The organism is Heliomicrobium modesticaldum Ice1, from assembly GCF_000019165.1.
Taxonomy (GTDB): domain Bacteria; phylum Bacillota; class Desulfitobacteriia; order Heliobacteriales; family Heliobacteriaceae; genus Heliomicrobium; species Heliomicrobium modesticaldum.
In genome coordinates this window covers 444,214-470,382 of record NC_010337.2, presented here as the reverse complement: position 1 = coordinate 470,382, position 26,169 = coordinate 444,214, and the positions used below count along the sequence as shown (strand labels likewise).

Annotated in this window: 25 protein-coding genes; 24 read left to right on the top strand and 1 reads right to left on the bottom strand. The window is 60.4% G+C overall.

Features of this window, described 5'->3' with window-relative positions:
* Window positions 1-12 precede the first annotated feature (12 nt).
* The 11 genes from HM1_RS02145 (at window position 13) to HM1_RS02095 (ending at window position 10,242) form a co-directional block, all read left to right on the top strand.
* The gene (locus HM1_RS02145; RefSeq protein WP_012281618.1) at window positions 13-1,191 is read left to right on the top strand and encodes a phosphopentomutase; all 1,179 of its coding nucleotides are present in this window, start codon (window positions 13-15) and stop codon (window positions 1,189-1,191) included.
* Window positions 1,178-2,596: a thymidine phosphorylase gene (locus HM1_RS02140; protein ID WP_012281617.1), complete on the top strand. Its 1,419-nt coding sequence runs from the start codon at window positions 1,178-1,180 to the stop codon at window positions 2,594-2,596. The genes HM1_RS02145 and HM1_RS02140 overlap by 14 nt, the downstream gene beginning before the upstream one ends.
* 18 nt (window positions 2,597-2,614) lie before the next feature.
* A complete protein-coding gene (locus tag HM1_RS02135) occupies window positions 2,615-3,115 on the top strand; it encodes a hypothetical protein (protein ID WP_012281616.1) in 501 nt (166 codons plus the stop codon).
* Between the two features lie 65 nt (window positions 3,116-3,180).
* Window positions 3,181-4,341, top strand: coding sequence for a D-alanyl-D-alanine carboxypeptidase family protein (locus tag HM1_RS02130; protein ID WP_012281615.1), 1,161 nt, complete (start codon window positions 3,181-3,183; stop codon window positions 4,339-4,341).
* Between the two features lie 169 nt (window positions 4,342-4,510).
* Window positions 4,511-4,867: an anti-sigma F factor antagonist gene (spoIIAA, locus tag HM1_RS02125; RefSeq protein WP_236995032.1), complete on the top strand. Its 357-nt coding sequence runs from the start codon at window positions 4,511-4,513 to the stop codon at window positions 4,865-4,867.
* Complete coding sequence (gene spoIIAB / locus HM1_RS02120) at window positions 4,864-5,304, top strand: anti-sigma F factor (RefSeq protein ID WP_012281613.1); 441 nt, start codon at window positions 4,864-4,866, stop codon at window positions 5,302-5,304. The genes spoIIAA and spoIIAB overlap by 4 nt, the downstream gene beginning before the upstream one ends.
* A 13-nt stretch (window positions 5,305-5,317) precedes the next feature.
* Window positions 5,318-6,112: an RNA polymerase sporulation sigma factor SigF gene (gene sigF / locus HM1_RS02115; RefSeq protein WP_012281612.1), complete on the top strand. Its 795-nt coding sequence runs from the start codon at window positions 5,318-5,320 to the stop codon at window positions 6,110-6,112.
* A 295-nt stretch (window positions 6,113-6,407) separates the two neighbouring features.
* Entirely contained in the window at window positions 6,408-6,605 is a 198-nt protein-coding gene (locus HM1_RS02110) for a hypothetical protein (protein WP_012281611.1), read from the top strand.
* Between the two features lie 17 nt (window positions 6,606-6,622).
* A complete protein-coding gene (gene spoVAEA, locus HM1_RS02105) occupies window positions 6,623-7,213 on the top strand; it encodes a stage V sporulation protein SpoVABEA (RefSeq protein ID WP_012281610.1) in 591 nt (196 codons plus the stop codon).
* Window positions 7,214-9,142: a spore germination protein gene (locus HM1_RS02100; RefSeq protein ID WP_012281609.1), complete on the top strand. Its 1,929-nt coding sequence runs from the start codon at window positions 7,214-7,216 to the stop codon at window positions 9,140-9,142.
* On the top strand, window positions 9,139-10,242 hold the full coding sequence (locus tag HM1_RS02095) for an acyl-CoA dehydratase activase-related protein (RefSeq protein ID WP_012281608.1): 1,104 nt from the start codon (window positions 9,139-9,141) through the stop codon (window positions 10,240-10,242). Before HM1_RS02100 ends, HM1_RS02095 begins: the two co-directional genes overlap by 4 nt.
* 132 nt (window positions 10,243-10,374) lie before the next feature.
* Here the strand turns inward: HM1_RS02095 and HM1_RS02090 are convergent, their stop codons facing one another.
* Entirely contained in the window at window positions 10,375-10,719 is a 345-nt protein-coding gene (locus tag HM1_RS02090; RefSeq protein ID WP_041313115.1) for a cupin domain-containing protein, read from the bottom strand.
* A gap of 254 nt (window positions 10,720-10,973) precedes the next feature.
* On the opposite strand from HM1_RS02090, the gene HM1_RS02080 reads away from it, so the two are divergent.
* The 13 genes from HM1_RS02080 (at window position 10,974) to HM1_RS02020 (ending at window position 26,158) form a co-directional block, all read left to right on the top strand.
* Window positions 10,974-12,071, top strand: a complete 1,098-nt coding sequence (locus tag HM1_RS02080; protein ID WP_012281605.1) for a hypothetical protein — start codon at window positions 10,974-10,976, stop codon at window positions 12,069-12,071.
* A gap of 59 nt (window positions 12,072-12,130) precedes the next feature.
* Window positions 12,131-13,192 carry an acyl-CoA dehydratase activase gene (locus HM1_RS02075; RefSeq protein ID WP_148207158.1) on the top strand — a complete coding sequence of 354 codons (1,062 nt, stop codon included), beginning with the start codon at window positions 12,131-12,133 and terminating at the stop codon, window positions 13,190-13,192.
* 193 nt (window positions 13,193-13,385) lie between these two features.
* Window positions 13,386-14,399, top strand: a complete 1,014-nt coding sequence (locus HM1_RS02070; protein WP_187147796.1) for a phosphotransferase — start codon at window positions 13,386-13,388, stop codon at window positions 14,397-14,399.
* A 19-nt stretch (window positions 14,400-14,418) separates the two neighbouring features.
* Window positions 14,419-16,008 carry a phosphotransferase gene (locus HM1_RS02065; protein WP_012281601.1) on the top strand — a complete coding sequence of 530 codons (1,590 nt, stop codon included), beginning with the start codon at window positions 14,419-14,421 and terminating at the stop codon, window positions 16,006-16,008.
* A gap of 87 nt (window positions 16,009-16,095) precedes the next feature.
* On the top strand, window positions 16,096-16,554 hold the full coding sequence (locus HM1_RS02060; protein ID WP_012281600.1) for a winged helix-turn-helix domain-containing protein: 459 nt from the start codon (window positions 16,096-16,098) through the stop codon (window positions 16,552-16,554).
* Between the two features lie 179 nt (window positions 16,555-16,733).
* The gene (locus tag HM1_RS02055; protein WP_012281599.1) at window positions 16,734-17,432 is read left to right on the top strand and encodes an ABC transporter permease; all 699 of its coding nucleotides are present in this window, start codon (window positions 16,734-16,736) and stop codon (window positions 17,430-17,432) included.
* Entirely contained in the window at window positions 17,429-18,286 is an 858-nt protein-coding gene (locus HM1_RS02050; RefSeq protein WP_012281598.1) for an ABC transporter ATP-binding protein, read from the top strand. The genes HM1_RS02055 and HM1_RS02050 overlap by 4 nt, the downstream gene beginning before the upstream one ends.
* Window positions 18,287-18,334: 48 nt before the next feature.
* The gene (locus HM1_RS02045; RefSeq protein ID WP_012281597.1) at window positions 18,335-19,234 is read left to right on the top strand and encodes an ABC transporter substrate-binding protein; all 900 of its coding nucleotides are present in this window, start codon (window positions 18,335-18,337) and stop codon (window positions 19,232-19,234) included.
* A 322-nt stretch (window positions 19,235-19,556) separates the two neighbouring features.
* Window positions 19,557-19,961, top strand: a complete 405-nt coding sequence (locus HM1_RS15670) for a hypothetical protein (RefSeq protein ID WP_041313109.1) — start codon at window positions 19,557-19,559, stop codon at window positions 19,959-19,961.
* Window positions 19,962-19,968: 7 nt separating this feature from the next.
* Window positions 19,969-21,015 carry a CotS family spore coat protein gene (locus HM1_RS02035; RefSeq protein WP_012281595.1) on the top strand — a complete coding sequence of 349 codons (1,047 nt, stop codon included), beginning with the start codon at window positions 19,969-19,971 and terminating at the stop codon, window positions 21,013-21,015.
* Between the two features lie 113 nt (window positions 21,016-21,128).
* Window positions 21,129-22,253, top strand: coding sequence for a glycosyltransferase family 4 protein (locus HM1_RS02030; protein ID WP_041314333.1), 1,125 nt, complete (start codon window positions 21,129-21,131; stop codon window positions 22,251-22,253).
* Between the two features lie 41 nt (window positions 22,254-22,294).
* The gene (locus HM1_RS02025; RefSeq protein ID WP_012281593.1) at window positions 22,295-25,198 is read left to right on the top strand and encodes a LysM peptidoglycan-binding domain-containing protein; all 2,904 of its coding nucleotides are present in this window, start codon (window positions 22,295-22,297) and stop codon (window positions 25,196-25,198) included.
* Window positions 25,199-25,213: 15 nt separating this feature from the next.
* On the top strand, window positions 25,214-26,158 hold the full coding sequence (locus HM1_RS02020) for a helix-turn-helix domain-containing protein (RefSeq protein WP_012281592.1): 945 nt from the start codon (window positions 25,214-25,216) through the stop codon (window positions 26,156-26,158).
* Window positions 26,159-26,169: the final 11 nt, after the last annotated feature.

Below are 26,169 nucleotides of genomic sequence, written 5' to 3'. Positions count from 1 at the left end.
AGGGGAAGAGAAATGAAAAAACGCGTCATTCTCATCGTCTTAGACAGTGTGGGCATCGGGGAACTGCCGGACGCTGACCGTTACGGCGACCGGGGCAGCCACACCCTGGCCAATACCGCCCGGGCTGTCGGCGGTCTGCACCTGCCCCATCTGGCCAAGCTCGGTCTCGGCAACATTGACGCCATCGACGGTGTGGCACCGGTGGAACGGCCGGATGGGGCTTTTGGCAAGATGGCCGAACGGGCGCCCGGCAAGGATACGACGACCGGACACTGGGAACTGGCCGGCGTCGTGCTGGACAAGCCTTTTCCCGTCTACCCGGACGGTTTCCCGCCTGAGGTGATGGCGGCTTTTGAAAAGGCCATCGGCCGCAATACCCTCGGCAATGTGGCGGCCTCGGGGACGGAGATCATCGAGCGCCTCGGCGAAGCGCATATGGCGACAGGCGCACCCATCGTCTACACCTCGGCCGATTCGGTCTTTCAGATCGCCGCCCATGAAGAGGTCATCCCCTTGGAGGAACTGTACCGCTATTGCCAGATCGCCCGCCAGATCCTGCAGGGCGACCATGCCGTAGGCCGCGTCATCGCCCGTCCTTTCGTCGGTGTGCCGACGGCCTTTCGGCGGACGACGAACCGCCACGACTACTCGCTGAAGCCGCCGGGCCGATTGGTCTTCGACGTCATCGGCGAGGCCGGTCAGGAGGTCGCTGCCGTCGGCAAGATTTACGATATCTATGCCGGCCAGGGCTTCTCCCGTCATGTGTCGACCCGGTCGAACATGGAGGGTGTCGACTGCACCCTCGCCTACATGCAGGAGGTGGAGCAGGGGCTGATCATGACCAACCTGGTCGACTTCGACATGCACTACGGCCATCGCAACGACCCGGAAGGCTATGCCCGGGCGTTGCAAGACTTTGACTCCCGCCTGCCGGAAATCTTGGCGGCGCTTGCGCCGGAGGACCTGCTGATCCTGACGGCGGACCACGGCTGCGACCCTACTACGGCGTCAACAGATCACTCTCGCGAGTATGTGCCGGTTTTATTGACGGGACGCAAGACGCCGGCTGGTGTCAATGTGGGGGTCCGTTCAACATTCGCCGACGTGGGCGAAACGGTCCTCGCCTGGCTTGGCCTGCCGCCGCTCGGCGTGGGGCAGGTCATCGAGGAGGTGCGCCATGCGGGCCTATGACATCATCGCCAAGAAACGCGACGGCGGGGAACTCACAGCGGAGGAGATCCGCTTTTTCATCCACGGCTTCGCCAAGGGGAAGCCGTTCGTCAATCAAGAGGCCAACGCGCTAAGGTCGGGTGACGAGGAATCTCTCGATAACGGTGAGCGCCACTGTGTAACAGATTACCAAGCGGCCGCCTGGGCAATGGCCGTCTTCCTGCGGGGGATGACGGAGGCCGAAACGGCCGCTTTGACCGAGGCCATGGTCACCTCGGGTGAGACGGTGGACCTGTCGCCCATCCCCGGCATCAAGGTGGACAAGCACAGCACCGGCGGCGTCGGCGATACGACGACCCTGATCCTGGCGCCGCTGGTGGCGGCCATGGGGATCCCGGTGGCGAAGATGTCCGGGCGCGGTTTGGGACATACGGGGGGGACCCTGGACAAGCTTGAAAGCATTCCCGGTCTTTCCATCGACCTGAGCCGGGAGAAATTTCTGGCCCAGGTCAAGGACATTCATGTGGCAGTGGCCGGCCAGACGGCCAATCTGGTGCCCGCCGATCAGAAGCTCTACGCACTCCGGGACGTGACGGCCACCGTCGAATCGATCCCCCTGATCGCCTCCAGTGTGATGAGCAAAAAGCTGGCTGCCGGCGCTGACGCCATCCTGCTTGATGTGAAGGTGGGGCGGGGGGCCTTCATGAAAAACCAGGACGATGCGAAGGAATTGGCCAGGGCGATGGTCGCCATCGGCAACCGGCTCGGGCGGCGTACGGCGGCGTTGCTTACGGCGATGGAACAGCCCCTCGGCAACGCCGTCGGCAACGCCCTCGAGGTGGCCGAAGCAATCGCCATCCTGGCCAACCGCGACGAATGCGGCTTCGGCCCCATATCGGCGGACCTGCGCACGGTGACGTTGGAACTGGCGGCCCGGTTGGCCTGGATGGCCGGCAAGGCCGATTCTGTCGAGGCCGGGTTGCACCTGGCTGAAACAACCCTCACATCGGGCGCTGCCCTGGAACGTTTTCGCCGCTTCGTTGCGGCGCAGGGCGGCGACAGCCGCGTGGCCGACGCGCCGGAGACCCTCCTGCCGCAAGCGTCGATCCGGCAACCGGTGCGGGCCAGCCATGGGGGCCTGGTCACCGCCCTCGATGCGATGGCCGTCGGTCGCGCAGCCGCATTGCTCGGCGCAGGGCGGCAACAGAAAGGGGATCCCATCGATCCGGCGGTGGGTGTTGTCATCCACAAGCGCATCGGCGACACTGTCAAAGCCGGCGACGTGCTGGCAGAGGTTTTCGCCAACGACAGTCGCTGGCAGGCGGCGGCGCAGGCGGTGAGCGACGCCTACGCCATCGGTCCCGGCGGGGAAGAGGAGAACGGTGCTTTGGCGCCGTTGCCGCTGATCTTGGGAGAGGTGCATTGACATGAAAGCGAGCGACCGATGAAACTGCAGGAACCCTCCCCGCCGGAACTGCGCCGGTTGGCCGAATCCATTGCGGCCGAACATAGCGCGATGGCGCTGGCCGTCTCGGAAGGGGAACGGGCCAACAGCCCCTGGTTGGCGCCGGTCTACTACGTCTGCCGGGACTTTCAGTTCTACTTTTTTTCCAGCCCCGCGTCACGCCATGGAGCCGCTGCTGGCGAGACGCCTGTGGAAGCGGCGGCGACCGTCTTCAATGAACCGGACGATTACGGCGGCATCCGAGGCCTCCAGATGGCGGGCACGCTGGCGATGGTCTCTGACTGGAAAGAGCGTTCCTGGGCGACAGCGGCCTTCGGGGCGCGTTTTTCCTTCTTCAGCCGTTTCCTCCGTGAACCCCGTTTGATGCTGGAATTGCGGAAAAACGAGTTGTACCGATTTGCGGCCCGGGAGGTCTGGATCACCGAAAACCGCACCGGTTTTGGCCGGCGCTACCTGTACCGCCCCGACGGAACAGAATGACCCGTTTCCCCCCTGGAGATAATGAGGTCTAAAGAACAGACGGACTTTCAGAGGGGGAAGGATATTTGAAGCGTTCGACGTTCCGCCTTTCGCTGGCCATGGTTTTCTTTTTCCTGGCATCCCTGATCCCGGTGCAGGCTTGGGCGGCGCCGCCTTTGGAGACGCAGGCCGACTCAGCGGTGCTCATGGATCCCACGACTGGCGCCATCCTTTTTGAAAAGAACTCCCACAAGCGGGTGGCGCCCGCCAGCGTGACGAAACTGATGACCCTGCTTGTCGCCTTCGAAGCGATCGAACAGGGCAAGGCCAGCCTGGATGACAAGGTGGTCACCAGCCAGCGGGCTTTCGAGATGGGCGGTTCCCAGATTTATCTGGAACCGGGGGAAGAGATGGTCATGCGCGATCTCTTGATCTCCATTGCCGTCCATTCCGCCAATGACGCCTGTGTGGCGGTGGCCGAGCACATTAGCGGCTCCTATGAGGCATATGTGGACGACATGAACAAAAAGGCGCAGTCACTGGGCTTGAAGGACACCCATTTTATGAACCCCCATGGACTGCCGGTGGACAACCACTACACCTCGGCCCATGACATGGCCGTCATCGCTCGTGAGGCTTTGAAACATCCCACACTCATGCAGTTTGTCGCTATCAAGCACCACAAGATCCGAGAGAGCAGTTCCAAGCCGATGCAGTTGGACAACCATAACCGCCTGCTCTGGTGGTATCCGGGAACGGACGGTTTTAAGACGGGCTGGACGAGCGAAGCCAAGTATTGTCTCGTCTCGACGGTGGAAAGAGACAACCTGCGGCTGATCGCTTCCGTCTTCGGCGTTCCTGAAATCCGGGGCCACTTCAAGGAGTCGATGAAGCTCTACAACTACGGCTTTTCCCGCTATACCTTCAAGTCGGTGGCCAAGCCGGGAGAGCCCTTGGGTGAGGTCGCCGTCGGCAAAGGGCGCAAGGAAAGGGTCCAGGTCGTGGCCCAAGGCAAACCGGGCCTGATCGTGGAGCGGGGAAAAGAGAAGGGCATCGAATCGCGCGTCGAGTTAGAGCCCTATGCCACGGCGCCAATCGCCCAAGGCCAGAAACTGGGTGACCTCGTCATTGTGCAGAACGGCCAGGAAGTGAGCCGCATCGACCTCGTCGCCAAAGAGGATGTGCCGAAGGGCACCCTGACGATGGAACTGACGAAGATCTGGCAGGCGATGTACGGGATCCGGTAAGAGTTGGCAAAACGGTTCGCAAAAGACCATTCGAATCAAGATCATAATGAAGGGCAGACGCATAGTAGCAAGCGGAGCGAAGGTGCAGACCTTCGCTTTTTCTATTTACAAAAAAAGGTTTTTCTATTAAACTGGAAAATAAAGGGCATTTTTATAAAGGCGGTGAACCATGGTGGATTTGGATATAGACCGCAATGGCAACGCGCTGGTGGTGCGCCTTCAAGGGGAGATCGACCTGTGCGCCGCCGAGGCGCTGCGGCCGCGACTCGATAAGGAGATCGAGCGCCAGAAGGCCAAACACCTCGTCTTTAACCTGCGCGGTGTCGACTTCATCGACAGTTCCGGCATCGGCTTCATCCTCGGCCGCTACAAACGGGTAAAAGCGCTGGGTGGCAAGGTGGCCCTGGCCGGCCCCACCCGGTCGGTCCATCGCATCATCGAGCTTTCAGGCATGTACAAGCTTATGGAGGGGTATGCCAACGAGGTCGAGGCGCTGCGGGCGCTGGAAGGAGGGAAGACGGGTTGAAGACGAAAAACCAGGTCAAGCTGGAGTTTCCGAGCATTCCTGAGAACGTCGCGTTGGCCCGGGTGATCGTGGCGACCATGCTCGCCGGAATGGATTTTACCTTAACCGATCTCGATGACGCCAAGGTGGCCGTGTCGGAAGCCGTTTCCAACGCCATCCTGCATGGCTACCAGAACCGTCCCAACGGCCTCGTATACCTGACGATCACCGCTGACCCGGAAGGGCTGGAGGTGATCGTGGAGGATTACGGCCGCGGCATCGTCGACGTAGCCAAGGCGATGGAACCGGCCTTTTCAACCCTTGGCGACCGGATGGGCATGGGCTTTGTTTTTATGCAATCCTTTATGGACAAAGTGGATGTGGACTCCCAGGTAGGCCGCGGGACGCGGGTGCGCATGTACAAGGCCTGTCGCCAGGCGATGCGGGCCGTGCAGTGAGGCGGGGGGCGCCATGAATCAACGGCTTTCGGAGATGAACCTCCCCCGTTTTCCCCTTCTCGGCGAGGAAGAGACGACACGGCTGCTCCGGTTGGCCAAGGATGGCGATGGCGACGCGAGGGAACGGCTGATCCAGTGCAACCTGCGCCTCGTCTTCAACCTGGTCCAGCGCTTCCAGCACCGGGGCTATGAGTTGGAGGATCTCTTCCAGATCGGCGTGATTGGCCTGATCAAGGCTATCGATAAGTTCGATCTCTCCTATAATGTCCGCTTCAGCACCTACGCTGTCCCCATGATCGTCGGCGAAATCCGGCGTTTTCTCCGCGACGACAGCCCGGTGAAGGTCAGCCGATCCTATAAGGAGATCGCCCAGCGCATCCACCGGGTCCGGCAGGAGCTGAACGGCTCCTTGGGACGGGAGCCGACGGTGCAGGAGATCGCCGGCGCCATGAACATGCCTGTGGAGGATGTGGTCGAGGCGCTGGAGGCGGTCCAACTCCCCACCTCGATCCATGAGACCCTCTACCAGGATGACGGCGATCCCATCTTTCTTTTAGACCAACTGGCCTCCGTGGGAACCGAGGAAAGCGCATGGTTTGATCACCTGGCTTTGAAGGATGTCCTGTCCCGTCTGGCCGCGAGGGAGCGGGAAATTTTAGAGATGCGCTTTTTCCAGGACAAAACGCAGACAGAGGTGGCCACGCTGGTTGGTCTCTCACAGGTGCAAATCTCTCGCATCGAACGCGCGGCGCTGAAAAAGATCCGCGACATGCTGAGCCAAACGCCGCCCCATGAGGACGGGGCGTGAGCAGAAGACGACGCATTAGGCAGACAGGGCATAAGCAGACAGGACATAAACGGCTGGGGCATTAAGCGGGCTTTAAGCGGCTGAGGCATAAGCGGCGAGGAAAGGGACAGGCTAAAAAAGGAAGACATCGATTACATTAAAGCCATCGGCAAGCCGTAGCGACCGGCTATACAATAGGAGGGCGGTCCAAAGGAAATGGCGTCAGCGCCTACATACACGACATATAATCATGACGCAGCCGAATCGACGTGGAAGTTGTAGCGACGGCGCGCGTCTGACGAGGTGGTGATGCTCGTTGAACGCTCCAAAGAGACGCCGTTGGATCGTTGGCATCCTGTTGCTGGCGTTGCTTGGCGGCGTAGGCGCCTGGTGGACCTGGCGGGGTGAAAAGCCGCCGAAGGAAGCGATCCTTGTGTGGAAACAGGGACCTGACCGGGAAATCCCGGCAGGTCTTTTTTTGCGCATAAAAAGAGCCGATCACGATTCATACTAGTCGGGGAGGTGTGACGCATGACGGCGGAAACAGCGAGAAAACGACGAGTCATCGTCATCACCGACGGCGACAAGGTCGCCCGGAAGGCCGTCGAATCAGCGACGCGGCGTATCGGTGGGCGGTGCATTTCTCTATCGGCAGGCAACCCGACGCCGGTGACCGGCAAGAAGCTGGCCCAGATGATCCTGTCTACGCCCCACGATCCAGTCGTAGTCATGGTCGACGACCGGGGCGCCGTCGGGATGGGGAAAGGGGAACAGGCGCTTTGGGAAATCAGCCACGACGACCGGATTGAGTTGATCGGCGCTGTAGCGGTGGCTTCCAACACCCTGGGCGCGGAAGGGATCACCGTCGACCAGTCGGTTGACCGCTACGGTCGCCTTGTGGATGGTCCTGTAGACAAGAACGGCTACCCCGAACCGCCGGGCAACCGCTACCTGGAAGGGGATACGGTGGAGACACTGACCCAACTGCCCATCCCGGTGATTATCGGCACCGGCGATACGGGGAAGATGCAAGGGGCGGATCACGTCCGGCGCGGCGCGCCCATCACCACCCAGGCCTTGCTGGAGATCCTGCGGCGGGCCGGGAACAATGGAGTCGATTGAATGAGCGAAGCGAAGAAGCAGGAGCAAACAAAAAAAGAACTGCGGCAGACAGTGCTCTCCGAGGAAGAACTGGTCGCCGATTTAAAGACGAACATCCTCCAGATGAATTCGGAGTTGGGCGTCAACGTCGGCTTTGATATCGCCTGCCGGGAGATGGAGATCGCCGGTCGCCAAGCCGCCATGTACTATGTCAACGGCTTTACAAAAGACCTGGACCTGCTCCAAATCATGAAGTCCCTCGACGCCTTTGAAAAAGAAGCGAAGGACAAGGGCGCCTTCGACATCGATCGACTGATGGATCACCATCTCTTCTACCTACAGGTCACGACGGAGGCCAAACTCCGGCAGGTCTACTACCATATCCTCTCCGGCCGGGTCGCTTTTCTCTTTGATGGCGAAAAAAAGGCCATCGTCGTCGAAGCCCGCCAGATGCCGGGACGGCAGCCGCAAGAACCGGACATCGAGCGGGTCGTCCGGGGCAGCCGCGACGGCTTCACCGAAACAATCGTCACGAACACTGCCCTGATCCGCCGGCGTGTCCGCGATCCGCGATTGCGCTTCAAGCTGTTGCAGGTGGGCCGGCGTTCACAGACAGACGTGGCCGTCGCCTACATTGAAGACATCGCTTCCCCCGAACTGGTGCAGGAGATCACCGACCGTATCAACGCTGTCGACATCGACGGTCTACCCATGGCCGAAAAAACGCTGGAGGAGTTCCTCACCCAGGGCGATTGGAACCCCTATCCCCGGGTGCGTTACACGGAACGGCCCGATGTGGCGGCCATGCATCTCTTTGAAGGCCATGTGCTGGTGCTGGTCGACACATCGCCGTCGGTGATGATCGCGCCGGTGACTGTCTTTCACCACTTAGAACATGCCGAGGAATACCGGCAGAATGCGCCGGTGGGCGTCTTTTTGCGGATGGTCCGCTATGCAGCCATTTTCGCTTCCCTCTTTATTCTGCCTCTCTGGTTGATGTACGCCATCAACCCGGCGTTGCTGCCGACCTGGCTGGCTTTCATCGGGCCGAAGGAGATGGGGAGCGTCCCGATTGTAGGCCAGGTGCTGATCGCCGAGGTGGGGTTGGACATGTTGCGCATGGCCGCAGTCCATACGCCGTCACCGTTGGCGACCGCTCTCGGATTGATCGCCGCCTTCATGATCGGCGAAGTCGCCATCGAGGTCGGCCTCTTCAACCCCGAAATCATCCTGTACCTGGCCGTGGCGGCGGTGGGCACCTTTGCCACCCCCTCCTATGAACTGGGACAGGCAAACCGGTTAATACGCCTGTTTCTCATCGTGATGGTGGCCTTTTTCGGCCTGCCTGGATTACTGGTTGGCATCTCCGCCTTCCTGGCCCTCGTCATGCGGACGAAATCCTTTGGCCGACCCTACTTCTGGCCGATTGCGCCGACCAATGCCAAGATGATCCCCGTGGCACTTCTGCGGGCGCCTGTGCCGGCCAAGCGACTGCGGCCGCAGTTGCTCGATCCGATCGACCCGGACCGGCTCCCCGATCCCTATGCCGGTTCAGCCGGCGGCGCCACCTCCGGCAAAGCGGTGTCCGGCAAAGCGGAATACGGGAATGTGGGTGAAAAAGGTCCTCGACAGAGTGGGGCTGGGGCGGAGAATGCCGGCAGCGGTCATGGCATAGGCGGCGCGAGCGAGAGCCATGAAGTGCGCGAACGTCGCGAAGGCTACGGAGGCAGTGAAGTCCACGAAGGCCAGAGCTGTTACGACATGAGTCCCGGCGGTCACCATGGCGGGCTTCACGGGCATGACAGACGCCAAGTTGGGGAACTGTTTGAAGAAACGGATGTTGCAGGAGAACCTGACCACCCCGGTCTCCGTGAACCTTTGCGTTGGCGCAAGCACCGGCGCGGGTTGTGGAGTTGGTTTAAGTCGAAAGTGGGAGGATCCAGACGGTGAAAATCACGTCGGTATTGACGATGCGCCCGCCCAAAGCGGAGGTGGAACGACCTCCGGTCATCGGCATCCCCCGGGCACTCGGCTATTACGAGTACCTTCCGCTGTGGCGGGCCTTCTTTGAGGCCTTGGGTTGCGCCGTCGCCCTGTCGCCGCGGACCAACAAGGCGCTTCTCGATCAGGGCGTCCGCGCGGCCGTCGATGAGGCATGCCTTCCCGTCAAGATGTACTACGGCCATGTGAAAGCCCTTTCGGGGAAAGCGGACCATGTCTTCACGCCCCGGATCATCAGCGTCCAGCCGAAGACCTACCTCTGCCCGAAGTTCTTGGGGCTTCCCGATATGATCCGGGGAGCAGCCGCCTTTGACGGCGGTTACCCGCCGCTGCTTGTCGTCGATGTCAACACCCGTCTCCCCGGCGGGGGTTGGGAAAAGGCCTTGACCGAAGCAGCCAGAAAACTGAACTTCTCGCGCAACCGCGCACGAGAGGCCTTCAAGGTGGCCCGGAAGGCCCAAGACGAGTTTGAAGGACGGCTGTTGCAGGGAGAATATCCGCCCATCGCCCTGGCGCGCTGGGAAAAAAGCGGCCGCGTCCTCGAACCGGGCGGTCTGCTGCCACGGCTGCCATCGCGCCACCGGGAACCGATGACCGGAGAAGAACCGCGCATCGCCGTCGCCGGCCATCCTTACCAGTTGTTCGATCCCTTCACCAGCATGAACCTGCTGGACAAACTGAAGTCCCGCGGCATCCGGATGGTGACGCCGATGGCCGTGACAGAAGAAAAGACGCGTGTAGCCACGAGCCACTTGCCGAAGCGGTTGTTCTGGTCCTTTGGGCAGCAGATGCTGGGCGGTTCCCTGCACCTGTTGAAGGGGCCCATCGACGGCCTGATCTATGTGGCTGCCTTCGGTTGCGGACCCGACAGCCTCGTCGGCGAGATGGTGGAACGCCATGCCCGCCGGCTTGGCAACGTGCCCTATCTGCTCCTGACCGTGGACGAGCATACCGGGGAAGCCGGCGTCGTCACGCGGTTAGAGGCCTTTGTCGATCTGGTGGCCCGGCGGCGGGAGACGGCGGAGGCGGCTACGGCAGCGGAGGGGTAATCGGGCGAAGAATTTGTGATTTGGACGGTTCCTTTCCGTATCCACGTAGTTGGATGCTTTTGCAAACAAAAAGCCCCGACCATGAGATACAGGTCGGGGCTAACGTATTTATTCAAAAAATCAAGCTGTTGCTTATTCATCGCCTTTCGGGTCGACAGTATTTTTCTCCACCATCAGGATCACCGTGCGTTCCGGGGCGCGCGTCCGGTGCAGCACCCCGAGGGGCACCGTATATCCCTGCTGGGGCAACAGCACCACAGTCCGGTCTTCCAGATCGATGAACAATTTTCCCGAGACAACGAAGAAAAATTCATCCTCCCGGTCATGCTTGTGCCAGTGAAACTCGCCTTCGATGACGCCAAGACGGATCACGGCGTCGTTCACCTGACTGACGGCCATATTCATCCATTTTTCCGTGCAGGCAGAGACAAGGGCGGGGATATCGATCACTTGAAGTTGTCCAGTCTTACTTTCCATCCTCCCAATCCTTTCTAGCTTTGATTTAGGAAAAGTCTCAGATTTTAGCTAAAGGATACGCAGTGTTGTTATACCGTAACATATCTTTTTTTGCGAAATATCCAATAAAATCCTGCCGATTCCAAATGAAAATGCTGAATGATGCGATGTGGGAATTAAGGTAAAAAATGAGGGGCATATTATATAGGTCCAGCGTCATCGCTGATTTCGCGACGGGAAATCCAATAAAACGCAATGCATAGAGGGATCACTGCATGAAAGTCACCTTCCCCCATATGGGCAACATGGACATCGTCGTCAAGGCGCTACTGGAGGAACTCGACCTCGAAGTCATTCCCCCGCCGCCGATCACCAAGCGGACCCTCTCACTGGGGGTCCGCTATGCGCCGGAATCGGCCTGTCTTCCTCTGAAGATCAATATCGGCAACTTCATCGAAGCGGCGGAGCGGGGCGCCGATACGGTCGTCATGGCCGGCGGGATCGGCCCCTGCCGCTTCGGTTACTACAACCAGGTCCAGCGGGAGATCCTGGTTGACATGGGGATCGACCTGCGCATGGTCGTCCTGGAACCGCCGGACAACCATATCGGAGAACTGCTCAACCGGATCAAAGTCCTCACCGGCGCCCACTCCTGGTGGCGCGTGATCAAGGCGATCCGCATCGCCTACGTCAAGTGTCAGGCCCTTGATGACCTGGAGCGGCAGGCCTCTCGCCTGCGTTGCCGCGAGTTGAACCGGGGCGATGTGGATCGCCTCTATCAGTCGGGGCGCGACGCCATCGACGCGGCAAGCTCTGTGAAGGAGATCCGGCAATGCCGCGACGATGCGTTGACCCGCATGACCGCCCTTCCGCTTGATCATGCCTTGCGGCCCGTGCGGATCGGCATCGTCGGCGAGATCTTCACCGTCCTGGAGCCCTATTCCAATGGCTTTATGGAAAAAAGCCTGGGACGCCTCGGCGTCGAGGTTAGCCGTTCCCTCTACCTGAGCGAATGGGTGAACGAACACCTATTTAAAGGGATACTTCCCGTAAAAGGCCATCACCGGACACGCAAGCTGGCGGCGCCCTATCTGAGTTGCGCCGTCGGCGGCCACGGTCAGGAGTCGGTCGGCGGCGCCATCGAGTATGCCCAGGAAGGATTTGACGGCGTGATCCAGGTGGGGCCGCTCACCTGCATGCCCGAGATCGTGGCCCAGTCCATCCTTCCCCAGGTGGAAAAGGACTACGACATCCCGATCCTGACCATCTATGTGGACGAGCAGACGGGCGACGCCGGGCTGATGACCCGGCTGGAGGCTTTCGTGGACATGCTGGAGCGGCGCAAGCAGAGGAAGGAGCAGGCGGCAAGATGACCCGTAAGCAAAAAAATCAGCAGCAACATACCCAAAGGCAAAACGACCAACCGCAAAACATGCATCCGATAAACAACCAAGGATTAAACACCCAGCGGCCAAGCGCCGGTGAGCGATACTACCTCGGCGTCGATGTCGGTTCCGTATCGACGAATCTCGTCCTCCTTAGCGAAAATGGCGAGGTACGGGAGGCCCACTACCTGCGTACCCAGGGCCGTCCCCTTGAAATGATTCAAAAAGGCCTGGCCGATCTAGCCCGGCGTTACGCTGATGAGCAGATCGGCGGGGTGGGGACGACCGGTTCGGCCCGCACCCTCGCCTCAGTGGTCCTCGGTGCTGATGTGGTGAAAAACGAGATCACCGCCCACGCTGTGGCAGCCGGTCAACTCGTGCCCGGTGTCCGCACGATCCTGGAGATCGGCGGGCAGGACTCCAAATTGATCCTTCTCCGTGACGGCGTCGTCTCCGATTTCGCCATGAACACGGTCTGCGCCGCCGGAACCGGCTCTTTCCTCGACCAGCAGGCGTCGCGGCTGCAACTGCCCATCGAAGAGTTCGGAGGGCTGGCTGAGCAGGCCGATCACCCGGTGCGCATCGCCGGTCGCTGCTCCGTCTTCGCCGAGTCAGACATGATCCACAAGCAGCAGATGGGCCATGCCCTGCCGGACATCATCGCCGGCCTTTGTGAAGCCCTGGTGCGCAACTTCCTCAACAACCTGGGCAAAGGCAAGACCCTCGAAGCGCCCATCGTGTTCCAAGGCGGCGTGGCGGCGAACGCAGGCATGAAGCGGGCCTTTGAAAAAGCCCTCGACCACCCTGTGGTCGTGCCGGAACACCATAAGGTCATGGGCGCTGTCGGCGCGGCGCTGCTCGCCCGTGAGGCGGTCGAGCGCGCCGGCGGTCTGACGCGGTTTAAAGGTTTCGCCATGGCTAGCGAGGATGTACGGGCCGGTTCCTGGGAATGCGGCGACTGCCCTAACCTCTGCGAGGTCATCGAGATCGTCGAGTCCGAGCGGCCTATCGCCCGCTGGGGTGATCGCTGTGGCAAGTGGGAGAACTCCCTGTCTGTCATTCAGACAGAACGCGCCGCTGAGGCAGCAGCAGAACTACAGCAAGGATGACCTCCGGTGCCTCAATCAAAAGGAGGAAGACAGGCCCCTCGATCTTCGCGCATAAACATCCCCAAGTTCTCTGCATAGAGCTTGGGGATTTCCTTTTCACCGGCGCTTGTATTTTGCGTTGTCACCGTTAAAGGGTCTCCCGCATACTATGGCATCAATCCTGGCTCCGGCACTCCGGAAAGGGGAGATGACCATGCGAGACGGGCAGGAAAGCCCGAAACTGTCCAAATGGGACATGGACGCGTTGCAGGAGTATCCCTATACAGTGACAGCGGCTGATCGACAGGGGAATTTTTGGCGTCTAGAAACGAACCGGGGCATCAAAGCCTTCTACCGGCATGAGGAAAAAGCCGATCGGGTCGCCGAGACGCATGCCATGCTGGAACACTTGGCCGAGCGCGGCTTCCGGCGGGCCAGCCGGTTCATCCGCACCCGCGATGGGCGCCCCTTTGCCCAGCGGGGCCCCTATACCTATGTCCTCACCGACTGGCTGCCTGGCCGAAGCACAGACTTTCAGCGCGACGACGACCTGCGGCAGGCGGCTCGGACACTGGCAGCTATCCACTGGAGCGGCGCCGGATTCCACGGTGGAGGGGAAAAAGATGCGCAGAAGGTCAGCCGGTTGCTGAAAACCCTGGCAGACCGCCGCGAGGCGCTGCAATGGTACCGGCAACTGGCGCAGATGAAGCGCCAAACGAGTGAAGTCGACAGGTTGCTCAAAGAGTGGGGACCCGAATTTGAACAAAAAGCTACCCGGGCCTTGCGTCGCGTCGCCGACACCATGGTAAAGCCGTCGGGCGAGGCCGGCTGGACGATCTGCCACCGTGACTGGCGAGAGGGCAATCTTCACCTCGATGGCGCCCGGCTGGCGGTCACCGGTTGGGACAGTTGCGGACCCGATCTGCCGGCGGCGGAACTGGCCCAATTTTTGCGCAGAGTGGCCGATGCTCGTGGTCGATGGGATGTGGAGTCGGGGATGCAAATCATCGACGCCTACCGAGAAACAGGAAACCTGGGAACGGGAGACCGGGAATTGCTTGTGGGGTTGCTAGAATTCCCACAGCGCTTTTGGTCGCTCGTGGCCGGTCATTACCGGGGCGCCGGAGAACCGTCGACGCCAGAACTGCTGCGCAGGGAGATCGCCGAGGAAGCAGGAAGGCAGGACTTTGTGGCCTCTCTGGAAAGACACTTGGGAACTGGCAATTAACCGGTGGAGGTGAAAGAATTTGCTGGTCGTCGATCGTTATGTCGGGGTGGATCCCCGATTTCAAAGCAACGCCCGAAAGGCCAGGACGCGCCGGTCGGAACGGCGTTCGCCGGAACGGGCCGGGACGCTGGCGGACCAGCGTGACGATGTCCCGGATCTCGAGAATCCTTTGTTCGATGATTCCCAGCCCATTGAGGGAATTGTGTTGATCGCAAACCCCCTCGGATATGGCAACCCCCTTCCTCCCTTGGACTTGGAGCCATTGGAAGAGATCTTCCCGGACACACCGTTGCCGCCCTTTGTGTGGGAGCAGGGTCTCGCGGAAGCGGAACCGAGTACCGTCAGGATAGGCGGTGAAAAAGAGGCGGCCACAGCGCTTGCCGGAGACGCGGCGCTCACTGAAGACGTGTTCGAAAACGAAGTGATCACCGGTGACGAAGCGGTCACCGGCAAGAACATGCCGGCTGAAGGCGAAGCAAGTTTGGGGAATGCCATGACGGTCGGAAACGATGCGTTTTTCCGCAACGAACCTGCGCTTTCGGGCAACGCCTCCCTAGCGCCGGATCTCCGCGCCGAGAGGGAAACGCTGGTCGACTTGCTGGCTGAGTATGACCTGACCTTGCGCTCGCTGCACCGGCAGGGCGGAAGGTTCTTGGCGGAAACGGACAGAGGCCCCCTGCGCGTCGAGTTCCTGGAAGGGGAAAAGGCGTTGCAACGGGGGCGGAACATTACAGCGGCGCTCAAGCACCTGAGAGAAAAGGGCTTCACCCAATGCCCTGAACCGCGTGTGTCCAAGTACGGCGAGAGGGTCATCCCCTGGGGCGACCGCGCCTACTACCTATACAACAAGCTCCCCGGACGTTCTGCAAAGCTGGATGCCAGCCGGGATTTGCAGGAGGCCGGACGATCCCTTGCCTTGCTGCACCGCGGCGGACGGGGGTTTCAGCCTGTCGAGCCATCGGTCGCTGCGCCGCTCGACATCCCCGGGCAGTTTGCCTGGGGACGCCAGGTCGCCGCCGACTGGCTGGCCACGGTGGGGCGGCAGCGCTTTTTCTCTGACAGTGATCACCTGTTGCGGGAAAACCTGCCTAAGTTGACGGAACGGGGCGAAAAGGGATTTGCCTGGATGGAGGCCGCCTACCAGGAGAAGCGGAGGCAAACAGAGCAGGAAGGCGCTCTTTGCCATGGCGACTATGGAGCGGCGTCGCTCTTAAAGACGCAACAGACCTTTTGGGTTGATCGGTTCAACCACTGCCGCTGCGACATCCCCGTCACCGAATTGGCCCAGTTCATCAGCAATATTGTCCGCAGTTCCCGAGACGGCTGGAAAGAGGCGATCTACGTCGTCGAAGGGTATGAGTCCGTGGAAAAACTGAACGAAGCGGACTGGCGTATCCTGCTGGGCTGTCTGATCATCCCCTTTGACCTTTTTGAACACCTGGAAGGCAAAATCCGGACAGAGCCGGCCAATACGATCGAGATCATCCCGGATCGCAAGCTCCAGGACCAGGGGTTCCGGCGGACGCGCCGCACGATCGAAACGTGCAACCGCGCCTATGCAGCCGCATACCGGCTGGCTGCCCAGGCGGAACTGGCGCTGCCCATCTGATACTTTCCGGCAGGAAATAGCCGCTTCCGGACAGAATAGTGGACACAGGAATCCCAGTCGACGGGGGTTCTGATGGGAGTCGACGCCATGGAAGCGAAGGATGTTATGACTGCGCCGGAACAGCTTGAGACGAAAGTGAACTGCAAGATCTGGGTCGAAGTCCGGGGAGAGGTGGTCTTCAGCCAGGGGCGCATGCGCCTGTTGGAGGCTATCGAAGAAACAGGGTCGATCAGCCAGGCGGCTGCCCGGATGGGCATGTCCTACCGCGCCGCCTGGGGCAAGGTGACGACGACGGAAGGGCGGCTCGGGCTGAAACTGGTTGAACGCTTTCCTGGCCACCGGGAGCATGGCGCAGCCCTCTCCGAAACAGGAAGGGCGCTGCTGCGACAGTTCCAGGAGTTCAACCGGGCATCACAGGCGTCCGTCGAGGACCTCTTTCACAAACACATGCGCGGGTTAATCGAGTCGCTCCCCCCAAAAGCTCCCTCGCCTGTCCCGCTTCATCCCAAAACAGACGATATTCAGCATGCAATCCCATCTGATTAAGACCGCTGACAAGCATAAGCCCCGCCGAATCATTCGTGTGATCGACGGGGCTTGCTTTTTACCTATCCTGTCTGGTTTGGACATTTTCTCTCTCTGTGTCACAATAGAAACGTCATGGGAGGATTTTCTCAACGTGCGGAGAATGAATAATATATGCTTCGCAAAGCAGAGGTGGGCCTGTGGATCTGATCATCGAGGGCGTTGGACAAGCGATCCGGCTTCTGATTCAGGGCGATCCCGAGGTCTGGGCGGTCACCTGGCTGACATTGCGTGTCTCCGGGTTGGCCACGCTGATCAGCGTGCTCATCGGTGTACCCCTCGGCGTTTTGCTGGCCCAATCCCGCTTTCCGGGCAAGGCGGTCGTCGTCAGCCTTGTCAACACCGGCATGGGGCTGCCTCCCGTCGTGGTGGGCCTTTTCGTGACGATCATGCTCTGGCGCAGCGGCCCCCTGGGGGTGCTGGGTCTGCTCTACACACCGGCGGCCATGATCATCGCCCAGGCGGTCATTGCCTCGCCCATCGTCATGGGCCTCACCTTTGCTGCCATTGAACAGTTGGATCCGAACCTGCGCCTGCAGATCCTTTCCCTCGGCGCGACGCGGTGGCAGGTTTACTGGCGTTTGATCCAGGAGGCGCGGCTGTCGATCCTGGCGGCCGTCATCGCCGGCTTCGGCGGCGTCGTCTCCGAAGTGGGCGCCTCTATGATGGTAGGCGGCAATGTGAAAGGGTTGACACGGGTCTTGACGACGGCGACGGTGATGGAGGTCTCGAAGGGCAACCTCGATGTGGCCATCGCGCTCAGTCTGATTTTGCTCGCTCTTGCCTATGGTGTAACCTTGGTGCTGACGGTCATTCAACAGGGGAGGCGAATGGGATGAACCCGGAGGTCTGCGCCGCCTTGGAAAAGGTTGAGGTGGTCAAAAGCCGCCGCAGCCTGCTGCAAATCGATAAACTGCATTTTCGCGCCGGCGAGATCACGGCCATTATCGGTCCCAACGGCGCCGGCAAGAGCACCTTGCTGAAAGTCCTGCACGGGCTGGAAAAGCCGACAGCCGGCACGGTCTGCTTCCGTGGGCAATCGCTTGGCGGGCGCGATCTGCTGGAGCTCCGGCGGCGGATGGCCATGGTCTTTCAAAGCCCCTGCCTTTTTCAGACAACGGTCTACGAAAACATCGCTGCAGGGTTGCGCATCCGCAAGTTCCGGCGTTCGGAGATTGACCCGATCGTTCGCCGCTGGGCAGCACGTTTCGGCGTAGAACCACTCCTGGAGCGGCAGGCGCGCCATCTCTCCGGCGGCGAGGCCCAACGAGTGGCCTTGGCCAGAGCGTTAGCTTGCGGTCCGGAACTGTTTTTGTTGGACGAACCCTTCGCCTCCCTCGACCCGCCGACGCGGGAAGCCCTCTGCCGGGAACTGCGCGCCGTGATCAAGGAAGAGGGGATCACCGCTGTCGTCGTCACCCATGTGATGGAAGAGGTCTTCCTGCTGGCCGACCGGGCGGTGATGCTGTCTGCCGGGCGGGTCGTCCAGGACGGGACGCCGGAGGAACTGCTGGCGCGGCCCGCCAACAGCGAGGTGGCTGACTTTGTCGGCAAGCGGCGCATCCTGCTGGGCCGGGTGGTGGCTCGCACCGGCGAGATGGTGGAGGTGGCCACACCGGAAGGAAGATTCCGTCTGCCTGCCGCAGCCGGCGGAGAGGGGACCTTTCTCCTCTGTCTGCGCGAAGGGGAGTAAAAAAGGTCTCCGGCCATATCCTTCCAGTACAAAAAGGAGGTCACCGGATTGATTCGAAAGACAGCCCCCAAGACACTTGCCCTCGTCCTGTTTCTTATCCTCTCTCTGCTCCTCTCGGCCTGTGGGACCGCGCCCAAACCGGGTGGCGGTCAAGCGCAGAACACGCCGGCGCCCGCTCAGACCGATCTGATCCTGGCTACGACGACGAGCACCATGGACAGCGGACTTCTCGATGTGATCATCCCGGCCTTTGAGAAAAAGACGGGATACAAGGTAAAGCCCCTCTCTGTCGGAACGGGACAGGCTCTCGCCTACGGGGAAAAAGGGGAGGCCGATGTGCTCCTCGTCCACGCCCCTGACGCCGAGAAGAAGGTCGTCGAGAAGGGCGCCGCCGTCAACCGCAAACTGGTCATGCACAATGACTTCATCCTTATCGGCCCGCCTGACGATCCTGCCGGTGTCAAAGGGCTCCATTCGACAGTGGAAGCGTTGAAGAAGATCGCCGGCGCCGGGAAACTCTTTGTCTCTCGCGGCGACGACTCGGGAACTCATAAGATCGAGAAATCCTTCTGGCAGAAAGCGGCCCTCACCCCGGCGGGTAACGCCTGGTACCAGGAGACGGGCGCCGGAATGGGACAGACGCTGAACGTAGCTTCGGAGAAACAAGGGTACACCCTGACGGACCGGGCCACTTACCTGGCGCAGAAGAAGAACCTGAAACTGGATATCGTACTGGAGAAGGAGCCGGCGCTCCTCAATATCTACCATGTCATGGAAATCAATGGCGAGAAATTTCCCAAGGTGAATAAGGACGGCGCCAAAGCCTTCAGCGATTTCCTGCTTTCTGCCGAATGCCAGGAGATGATCAAAAACTTCGGCGTCGATAAATACGGCGAGCCGCTCTTCGTGCCGGACGCCGGAAAAAATGTGGAGAGCCTCGGGAAGTAAGGTTTCGGAATGCTTTGCTTGGGAAGTTAGGGGTTCATAAAGGAAAAAAGATGATGGGAGAAGCGGAGGCGCCGAGCCTTCGCTTTTTCTTGTCCGGTTTTTTTGCCTAGATGCGGCCTTTGTTGAAGGGTTGAGTCATAGGGGAAAGGCGCCGGGCGTATGTATCAGAAAGGCAGTGTGGCCTTTTTTACCCCAGTCACTGTGTAAAGAGCGGCGACACTGCCGGAGGAGACGCCTTTGCCGGGGGGCCATCTCTGCCGGAGAGGACTCTGCCAGAAGGCACGTTATGCCGGAGGGGCGGCGCTGCGGGAGGAGGGGTGTAATGGCGAAGTTGACCCTCTTGCTCCTGTTTCCCCTGGACGGTAGCGCAGGGGCCGGGAAAGCTTTTTTGCGCGAGACTGGTCCGGGGGAGGTTCAGATCACATTGCTTCCGGGTGAAGGGTGGCCGAAAGGCCGGCTTCGTCTCCTCCTGTCTCCCTGCTCGGAAGCGCTCCGGGAAAAATTGGTCCACCTAGGGCGGATCGTCGACGGGCACTTGTTGGCGGCATGGGAACCTGAACCAGGACCTCCCTTCCGGACACGCCGCCTGAAGAGTTTTCCCATGCAGCAACCCTTTTCATTGATTGCCGTACTCGATGAAAACGACGGGCCGGCCCGCCTCTTTCATGGACGCAGGTCGACGGCGGCCGAGAACCCCCGTTCCGCCCTTCCGGTGGAACGGGGGTAGCGGGGAAGTGAAGACCGTCTATGGAATCATGGGGATCGACCCGCGGGTGCTGCTGGCCTACCGGATGCGCCCCCGGCGCATCGAACCGGTGCGTGGCGCCTATCGGATCGAGGACACCGGAGGCGTGTGGGTCTTAAAGAGATTCCCCCATGCTGTGGAGGACCTGCAGTTCATCTTCCGGGCGCAGCATCACCTGGCCGCACGGGGGTTCCGTCGCTTTTCCCCTATCCGGCTGACACCGCAGGGCGCCCTCTGCTTGAGCGTGGGAAGCGAGCATTGGCTCTGTTCGGCCTGGGTCGAAGGGCGCGAGTGCGATTTTGACCGCTGGCGCGATCTGGCGGCGACGGCGGCGGCAGTAGCGGAGTTTCACTACGCCGGACGAGGATTTATCGCCTCCGAGTTTGCCGGTCGCTGTCTCTGGCAGCGGTGGCCTCAGATTATCGCGACAAAGACGGCCCAGTTGGAGGCCTGCCGGCGGGTTGCTGTGGAAAGGATGGAACAGCGGGTGCACGCAGGGGGCGAGGAGCCAGATGATTCGACCGAGTTTGACCGGCTCTTTCTCACCCATGCGGACACCCTGTTGGCGGAGGCCCGCGAGGCTTGCGCCCTGCTAGACCATTCCGCCTACAGCATGCTGATGGAAAGGGAGGCAGCGGGAGGCGGGCTTTGTCACCATGACCTGGCTCACCATAACGTGATCATCGACGACGAGGGACAGATCTTTTTTCTCGACTTCGATCACGCCGTGATGGATACGCGGCTCCACGACGTCGGCAGCTTGTTGATCCGGGCCTTGAAACGGGATCGCTGGTCTGTCGAGAAGGGGGTCAATCTCCTCTCCGCCTATCATGACGCTTATCCCCTTTCCCAGGCTGAGCGGGAGGTGTTGGTGGCCTTTCTATCCTTTCCAAACGATTTCTGGCAGTACGTCTACGCCTACTATTTTGAGTCTCTCGCTCAGCCGCCGGAATACCATATCAAGCGGCTGAAGCGCTTCCTGAACCACCAGAAACAGAGACGTCGCTTTTTAAATGAATTTCCCGGGCGTCTTTGAGGCGAAAGGAAACAAGAGCTTTTGGGCAGGGCGAGATGGGAGCCTACCATGAACAGGGGATGCCCTTTGCTGACAATGGAGCCGTGGCCGAAGCGCAGGCGGGGAGGTGGAGCGTGAGAATCGGAATCGACGCCCGTGCCGCCATCTGGTACCGGGGAACGGGAATCGGAACATACACCTACCAGTTGTGCCGGCATCTTTACGACTTGTATGACGCCGCTGCGCCGGAGCGGCTGCGGCTATTTTGGCCCGGTGAAGAGTATCGACAACTTCACATCACCCAGGAGGAGGTTTTTCGCCTCGTCGAGCAAAACCGGGAGCGTTTTTGGGAGGAGGTGCACATTCCCCAGGCCATCCAGCGAGAAAAAATCGATCTCTATCATGTGCCGCAAAACGGCATCGGCTTGCCGGCAAGCAAGGCTTGCAAGCTGGTTGTCACCATTCACGATCTGATCCCTTACATCTGCCCTGAGACGGTCGGCAGGGGGTACTTGAGGATTTTTCTCGAAGAAATGCCGCGCATTTTGGAAAGGGTCGACCACATCATCGCCCCCTCTCGCTGCACCGCCTGCGACCTGATGCAGATCGCCGGGGTGCCCGAAGAAAAGATCACCGTCATCTATGAGGCAGCCGAACCCATCTACCGCCCTCTCGATAAAGCGCGTGCAAGGGCGTTCATGCAGGAAAAATACGGCGTCTCTCGCCCTTATGTGCTCTATGTGGGCGGCTTTTCACCCCGCAAGAACCTGCGGCTTCTGATCCACGCTTTTCATCAGGTTCGTCGCCAACTGCCGGAGGATTACTGTCTTGTCCTGCCTGGGAAACAGTCGAAGGAGTTCAACGATATCGAGATCATGGTCACAAGCCGGGGGTTGCAGGAGCACGTTCATTTTATCGGTTTTGTGGGGGTGGACGATCTGCCCTGGATTTACAACGGGGCAAGCGTATTCGTCTACCCTTCCCTATATGAGGGGTTCGGGCTTCCGCCGGTGGAGGCCATGGCCTGTGGAACACCGACGCTGGTGGCCAACGTGGCATCCCTGCCAGAGGTCGCCGGTGACGGCGCTTTGCTGTTTTCACCGGTTCGGGCCGGTCAATTGGAGGAACTCCTGTTTGCGCTGTTGACTGACCCGGCGTTGGCGGCAGAACTGGGGGAGCGGGGTTTGCGCCGGGCGGCCTGTTTCAGTTGGCGCCAGGCCGCGTTGTCCACCGGGGAGGTGTTTGCGCGCCTGGTCTAAGTGGATTATCGCCGGAAGACGAAGGTTGGGAGGGAACAACATTGACCCTGGAGAGGATCATCGGTTCCGGAAATGGGGAATGGGGACAATCGGGCGTTGAGCTATATCTTATCTCCCTCGATCTCGGATGTCCGGACCGGGACCGGGAGCAGGTGGGAAGTGTCGACGCGGAAATGGAACTCCTCCATGTGACGCGAATGGACGATGAGGTGCGGGCCAACATCCGCCTCCAGGTGCGCGCCATCATGGAGCCTGCCGTGGAGGGGGCCGGTCGCAGAAGCGACGCAGGCGCAGGCTGCCGAGGCGCCTGCAATGGCAAGGGAGAAAGGTCAGGCGACTGCCCGGAGAGCTTGTCCCTGATCGAGCAGGAAATTCCGCCGGGGCCGAAAATGTTCCGTCAGGAGCAGATACTGGTGGTCCAGATGCCGGGTCCGGAGGACGAGCACAAGGGTGATGATGGAGACACCTACCGGTTGCAGGAGGCTTCCGCCCTGTCCATTCTCTACATCCATCCCTATTGGAGCGAGGAACGGCTCAAGGTTGACCTGCTCCTTTCGGTGGGGCTGGTGACTGAGGAGGTTCCCGGCAGCCGCAACATCCGCTGGATGGAACAGACGGTCCGGATCGAAGGGGAAGGGCTTCCTGAGGAGGCAAGGGTCGTCGCCATCGCTTGGCGGGCCGACCACGGCGATAGGGAGGCGACCACAGAGCTTCGCACCCAACTGGCCTATCTTTCTGATGAAGGGGATCCGATGGGGATTTTGGAAAAAGTGACGACCTTCAGCGACGGGATCCTCTGGCTTGGGGAGCCCCGTCTGACCCTCAACGGATCGAACTGGGCCATCTACGGGCCGGCTTGGCTGCCGCTGTCGCAGTCGCTGGGAGCGGAGGCCGAACTTGCTTTCGGAGAAGTGCCGGCGGAAGAGGAGGGTCTTCAGAGCGGATTCGGGGCGATTGAGCCAATCCCCTTGGGACGAAGCGCTGATCTGGAACCGGATGCTCAGGCGAAAGAAGAGATCGCTGCGACGAGCGATACGGAGTCAGCCATCCATGGGGTTGCAAGGGAGGGCGGCGTCACTGTTGGCAATATGGCTATTGGCTACGGCGCTGTTGCCAATGGGACTGTTAACGACGGTACTGTACACGATGACGTTGTAGGCGAGGGAGACACAGACGATGTGTTTGCAGCCGGCGTAGTGTCAGATGGCATGAGTTTGGCTCAGGATGAGGTGGACTCCGCGTTGCAGGAGGCGACAGTCACGTTGGATCAATCAGAACCTTTCGGGCCTCTATCAGGCATCCAAGCGCTCTGGCCCCATGATATGGAGGAGATGTTGGGAGGCGCGCCCATTCCTGAGTTAAGCCCTATCCCATTGCAGCGCTTTGGGGATATCGGCTATGATCCGGCGGAACATGAACGGGAGTTCCAGGCAGACCCCGGTCACAGGGAATGGACCGAATACCCGGCGCCGCCCGGTTTTGACGGTGTGTCCGAATATCCCTTGCCGGAGGCTGATTCGCCTCAGGATTTTCATGATCAAACGGCGGCTGCCCAGGACGAAGGGTTAGCCATCACGATGGAAAGGGAAACAGAGGGTTTAGGTCAGGGCGACTCGACTGAACTGATCGGAGGATTTGCCGACTACCTTGACAGCACCCTTTATACAGCCCAATACGGGGAAGGGTTTCTATACCCCGATCCCTCGCTGGCAACCGCGATGAGCGAGGGTACGGAAGAGGAAAGCGAACCGGCTTCATTGTGGGAAGAGACGCCGGCGGGGTCCTTTGATGAGGTCGAAGCAGCGCCAGACATCGTGGCAGAGGCTCAGACAGCGTCTATCGTGGCGGAAGCGGATCTGCCGTCTATCGTGGCGGAAGCGGATCTGCCGTCTATCGTGTCGGAAGCGGATCTGCCGTCTATCGTGGCGGAAGCGGATCTGCCGTCTATCGTGGCGGAAGCGGATCTGCCGTCTATCGTGTCGGAAGCGGATCTGCCGTCTATCGTGGCGGAAGCGGATCTGCCGTCTATCGTGGCGGACGCGGATCTGCCGTCTATCGTGGCGGAAGCGGATCTGGTGTCTATCGTGGCGGAAGCGGATTTGCCGTCTATCGCGGCGGAAGCGGATCTGACGCCTGTCGAGGCAGAAGCGGAAATGCTGTCCGTCACTGAGGAGGCCGGGACGGCTGTTACGGAGGAAATGGAAGCAACGGACTCCACGGCGGAAGCTGAGGCGCCGCTCGTCCCAGCAGAACCGGTGACGCCGGTCCTCGTAGAGAAGGTAGATCCACTGTTCGAAGCAGAGGAAGTCGAGACCGAGTTCCTCGAATCGGAAGTGGATACGTCGACCATGGGGATGGAAATAGCGGAATACTCTTCTCCCACTCCTCTCGCTGGGGACTTGATGGATATCCTCCCTGAACTCGCTCAGGATACGCCAGCAGAACCGCCGATAACACAACCTCTTTCCATAAAGACATCCCTGTCGGGAACACCGCGCATCACCTCACGCTTCCGAGACCGGCTGGGGGCGGGCGATGGGGCGCCGGGGAAAAAGATCGGTCCCAAGGAAGAGCCCCAGCCGATTCCTGCGGTGCGCCGCCTGGCCCGCCCGCTTCCCAACATCCCCGTTGCTGTCAATCCCGCGCCGGAGATGTCGTTACGTGAGTCAAAGCCTCGTGACATTCGCCGGATCCAGCGTCCCGGCGATGATCTGCACAAGACGGCAGCGGCGGCAAAAAACCCAATGACCGAAAAGTCCGATGCAAAAGGGAATCGTAAGGACGGCGGTTGGCGATTCGTTGTCGTCGGCGCCGGCGACACCGTCAGCAGCATCGCTCGCCGCAACCGTATCCCGGAAGAGGTGGTGCGCAGCGTCAACAAGCTCTCCACCGATGACACCCTACGGGCAGGCCAGACGCTGATGCTTCCCCGGCACTGGATGTAACGGCTGTGACCGGCGATGGACGACGAGAACCAAAAAGGTGAATGGAAGACGCTTGCCGACGTATCGGATCATTTGAAGGTTCCCCGCGAGCGGGTGATGGCCTGGGTCCTGGCAGGCGATCTGGCGGCGGTCGACCTTGACGGATCGGGCGAGTACCGGATCCGCCAGGAGGAGTTGACCGACTTTCTCCGACGGCAGCAGGAAAGGACCAACCTCGCTGTCGAAAAGACCCGCCGCAAGATCGAGGAAGAGGCCATCGTCCTGTCCGGTCTCTACGACTGGCTGCAACAGGATAACGCCTCCCTGGCTGCGCTGTATAAGACCATGGACGATTGCCTGCTGCAGGTGATCGACCAGTTCAAGAGCCAATACGACAACGCCCGGTCCTCCGGGGAGATATCGCGGGCGCGGGCTTTTCAGGACGGACTGCTGGAGGTGTATGCCCGCTGGGAAAAACCGAAGCAGGCCTACCAGCAATGGCTGCTGTCCCAGGAGCGTCGCTGGCAGGTCTTCATCGCCCAGTTGGGCCCCATGATGGAGTCTGACGGGGTGTTGCTGACGCCCGCGGATCCCTTCCTGGCCATCAACATGTCTGACAGCAACGATGACAGCCAAGGTACGATCCTCGAAAACCGTCGCCGCCACAGGGATTTTTACCAGGCCCTCTACCTCTGGACAAAGCGGGAGAACAACACCCTTCGAGAACACTATGAGCGCATGGAACGCTGCATCAGCAAGATGGTCGACGCCATGCAGGATATGGCCAAAAAGGCAAGCAAGAACATGGAGTTCGAACGGGGTCAGGCCTTTCAGGAGGCGTCGACGATCATCTATCAGCAATGGGAACACAGCCGCTCCCAGTACAACCAGTGGCTGCTCGGTTTTCACGAACGCTGGCTCACCTGCCAAGCCACGGTGAAGTTGGAATTGGCAAAGTACAGGCAGCAACAGGATGAATAGGATTCAGTCGG